3 protein-coding genes are annotated in these 4,283 nt (G+C 62.5%); 1 reads left to right on the top strand and 2 read right to left on the bottom strand.

Going from position 1 to position 4,283, the window contains the following annotated elements; genetic code table 11:
- A partial coding sequence (locus tag WCB02_RS19180) for a cysteine peptidase family C39 domain-containing protein (protein WP_423960422.1) occupies positions 1 to 694 on the bottom strand: 694 nt, incomplete at its 3' end.
- 280 nt (positions 695 to 974) lie between these two features.
- Here WCB02_RS19180 and WCB02_RS19175 point away from each other — a divergent pair.
- Complete coding sequence (locus WCB02_RS19175) at positions 975 to 2,414, top strand: HlyD family type I secretion periplasmic adaptor subunit (RefSeq protein ID WP_423960423.1); 1,440 nt, start codon at positions 975 to 977, stop codon at positions 2,412 to 2,414.
- A 47-nt stretch (positions 2,415 to 2,461) separates the two neighbouring features.
- Here the strand turns inward: WCB02_RS19175 and WCB02_RS19170 are convergent.
- The coding region (locus WCB02_RS19170; RefSeq protein ID WP_423960419.1) for a caspase family protein at positions 2,462 to 4,283 on the bottom strand (1,822 nt) is incomplete at its 5' end.

The following is a 4,283-nucleotide window of genomic DNA, read 5'->3' as shown; positions in this document are numbered from 1 at the left end:
ATAGCCGCGCGCCGAGCTCGACGTCGATCCGATTGGTGGCATGCGAAAAAAGATAGGTTCGCAAGATGCCCAGAATGGTTTCGAATACGGCTATGCCGAGCAGCCCGGTAATCAGCACGTCGAGCGTGCCGATGCTGCGATGGACCAGAACCTTGTCGATCACCACCTGGAAGAACAGCGGCGAGGCGAGCGCAAACAGCTGAAGGAAAAAGGATGCGACGAGCACCTCGGCCAACTGGTTACGATACTTGTGAATCGCGCCCAGAAACCATGTGAGATCGAAGCGGCGTGCCAGCTCCCGGAGATTGGCGCGCCGGGTCATCAGAACGAGGCGCCCGTCCCAGATCGCCTCGAAGTCTGTTTTTGTCATCAGTTCGGGGCGCGGCGTTTTCGCCGTTTGCACGACGACCTTGTCGCCGCCGACCTTGCCGAGCAGAAGAAAGCTGCCATCTCTCAGCGCTGCAATGGCCGGCAACGGCGTGGTCGCCAGGCGCGCCCAGCTTGTCTTCAGCTCGCGCGCCCTCAAGCCGAACTCCCTGGCACAGCGGATCATGTCCGTCGTGCCGATGGTGGCGGTCCCGCACTGGTGGCGAATTTGTGCCGGATCAGCCCCGACGCCCTGAAGGCGCAGCAGCATGACCAAAGCCATGAGACCCGGATCAGTCGGCCCGGGTATTTCCGGATATGCCGTCATATCGACCCGCGTCCCCGTATATTGCCGCTATCGGCTGCCGGCTAATCTGGCTTAATTTCGTTAATATGCTATACTTATGCCCATGGTAGCCTTAGTTTAAGAATTGGATAGATGCCACTATATTTTCATTTCCAAATGCTAGAAAACTAACCATATGCGGGCATAATCAAACGTCGGCCTCCGGTATCCTCCGGTATTAAGGGCCTGATTCAAATGGTCCCAGCGGAGTGAAAATGTCTTGCTGACCAATCGGAGTGACGCGGCGAAAAGACCTTCACTCTTGCGTTCTGCACAGGATTTCATAAAGGCGGAAGCCAAGGTCATTCTGTTTCCAGGCGGGGCCAAGCTGCGGGACCGGGAGGAGCTTGCCTTCCTGCCGGCCGCGCTGGAAATCGTCGAGACGCCGCCCTCTCCGATCGGGCGGGCGATTGGCGCGGCGCTTATTGCGATGTTTGTGCTGGCGTTAATCTGGGCGAGCCTGGGCCACGTCGATATCGTGGCGACCGCAACCGGCAGGATTATTCCAACCGGTCACAGCAAGGTCATTCAGCCTTTTGAGACCGGCGTGGTGCGCGACATAAAGGTCGCGGATGGCCAAACCGTCAATGCCGGGGACGTGCTCATCGAACTCGATCCCACGATCGTGGAAGGGGAGATCAATCATCTCCAGGGTGACCTGCAGTCAACACAACTCGACGTCGCTCGGCTGCGTGCGGCGCTCGCCGATACTGATGATCCGATGGGAGCATTTCATCCTCCAGAGGGGGCTGACGCTGCCCTCGTCGCCATGCAGCGGCAATTTTTGCGAGCCCAGATATCGGAGCATAAGGCGAAAATCGCGGCGTTGGACGGTCAAAGGGCGCAAAAGCAGGCCGAACTCGCGACCATCTCGGCGACGGTCGATAAGCTCGACGCGGTCATTCCCACCATCGAAGAGCGCGTCAACATCCGCAAGACGCTGAATGAATACGGCTCCAAGCTGCAATATTTCGAGGTGCTCCAGCAACTCACCGAGAGCCAGCAGGAACGGCTGGTCCAGAAAAGCCATTTAAAGGAAGCGCAGGCCGCCGTTGCCGCGATTATCGAAACCCGAGCTCAGGCCGTGGCCGAGTATCGCCGAACGCTGTTTGGCGACCTGGCCGAGGCGGAGCGGAAGGCCGCCGGGTTTGCCGCTGATTTGTCGAAGGCGATAGAGCGTGGCAAGCTCCAACAATTGACCGCGCCGGTATCGGGCACGGTTCAGCAGCTGGCTGTCCACACCGTCGGCGGCGTGGTCACGCCCGCAGAGGCCCTGATGGTGATCGTACCCAGCGACAGTCAATTGGAAATCGAAGCCATGGTGAGCAACCATGACATCGGTTTCGTGCATACGGGCGATGAAGTTGAGGTCAAGGTCGATACTTTTGATTTCACCAGATACGGGCTGCTGCATGGGAAGGTCCGAAGCATCTCATCGGACTCGATCGTGCGCGACGCGCCGAACGAAAAACCAGACGACAAGCAGGCCCCCGCCTCCACGAGCGAACCGAAGAACCAGGAATTGACCTACGCGGCGAGGATTTCGCTCGATAGCACGGCGATGCAGGTCGACGGCAAGATGGTGAATCTTTCGCCCGGTATGGCCGTCACCGCCGAGATCAAGACGGGCTCCCGACGGATCATCAGCTATCTGTTGTCACCGCTGATGAAATACGACCAGGAGAGTCTGCGCGAGAGATAGCGAGAGCGCTATCGCTCCGCTGACGCGTTCCGCTGGAAAATGATCTCTCAGTCGCAGTTTGGTTGCCCATCGACGATCGGACATGATGATTCGGGAGGCTTCGCAGCCGGTGGTCCAAGTGCGACATTGGGAAGACGTGGCGAAGTGATGGACGGCAATAGCCGCCTGGGCTGGAGCGAGGAAGACCGCCCTGCTCCACCAGCTTCGTTTGGCGACAACGTTGCAGTGACGCCTACGGCCGGCCTTGGATGGGCGCGTGACGGTGGGGTGGGGAGCTTTGCGGGCCGGGGAAGCGGCAGCGGAATGCCGTCACTCGTCTGGGGCGACAACATCGCGGCCCGCGGAGTTCGTGCTGCGATGCCCGTTGCCGGCGGCGTCGACGCTAGCGGCCGGGCTGCTCGCGGCGGAATGCTGCCGGTCGTCTGCGGCGACATCATCGCTGCGCGCGGGGTTCCCTGCGGCGTGCCGGTCGGCGGCGCCGCACCCAGTGCAGGAGCTGCAGTCGGCGGTCCTTGATTGACCATGACCGCCGGTGGCGCCATGACAGGGCTCGCTGGCGTTCTGTGCTCAGTCGGCCAGGGAGGCGTCAGCGCCGCCGTTGGCCAAGGCGAGAGCCAAGACGGGGTCAGAGGCGCCTTGGTTGCGTCCAGTGCTTCCTCCGGTTGCAGGGTTACCGGGGGCTGGCTCCCGCTGACGCCCGCCCCAGCGCTCAGCGCGACCGAGGCTGGAAGGCGCGGGCCATTTGTGGTGCCGGGCGGCGGCGCCGCCACGTCAGCGGGCAATTCCACATCGGCCGGCAAGGGCGCGATCATTGGCGTTGGAAGAACGTGCGCTCCGGAGGGCTCCGCCGGCGGTGCCAGCACCAGCAAGTCCGGCGGCGGCGGCCCCAGGAAATCGATGGGTAACGGTTGCAACGGCTCGAGCGCGAAGGCCGGATCCGCCAATGCGAGCACCCGCTGCTCGACAAACTCCTGTTCATCCGGCAACGGCGGTGGGACGTCGTAGTCCAGCCTTGCGAATTCGGAGGGCGGCGCGAGCGCGGCGCCCAAATGCGCGAGAAGCCGGCGGGCGTCCGCCACGTGGGGCCCGCGCGGATAGCGCTCCAAATATGACCAGTAGGCCTCGGGCGCATTGGCTTCGCAGGTCCGTCGCCAGGTAATGGCCTCGCGCCGCGCGGCGAGCAGGGCACGGACGCGCTTCGTCAGCGGGTCATGCCAATAGTCCGCGACAAAATCCGCGTAGCCGTCGAATGTATCTCGCGCCAATGCGACCAGATAGGCGTCGTTGACCCCGAGGCTGCCCATCGGTTGAGACCGCATCCAAGCCGTATGTTCGGGCGAATCCGCGCGCGGCGGCGCGTCAGGACCGCGGCCGAGGAACATGAAGCGGGTTTCGATCGTCGAGGCATCCCAAGGCACCTGTGCGCCTTTCGTCGATTCATTGACCCGCAACCGCACACGGTCAAACATTTGCGCGGGCGTCAGGCCGCCCTCGCGGATCATCTCTGCGAGCGCCCTGGCATAGGAGCCATAGCCGCCGGCCGCCGCGTCGGGCGAGACCGTGCCGGGCGCGGCATCGAACGCGATCAGCATATTGGCTTTGGGCTCGATCCAGGCGAGGCCACCGGCCGGCTGCTGACCGGACAACAGAAACGGAGTCGGGCGGCCCACGTCCAGGATCAAGAAGCTTGCCTTCAGATGAAGCATCGCAAGTGCTTGCATCTGATCAGACAACGGCACAGCCCGCAGCGGAACGTCCGAAGCCGCGGTAATGTCCGCGTCGATTGGGACCAGATAGTTCTCGCCTTCGAGCTGCAGCCCATAGCCGGCGAAATACACGGCGGCCACCGCATTGGGGCCGGCCGTCCTG

The organism is Bradyrhizobium sp., assembly GCF_049581145.1.
Lineage (GTDB): Bacteria > Pseudomonadota > Alphaproteobacteria > Rhizobiales > Xanthobacteraceae > Bradyrhizobium.
The sequence above is the reverse complement of the archived record's forward strand: the minus strand, read 5'-3'. Positions and strand labels throughout refer to the sequence as shown.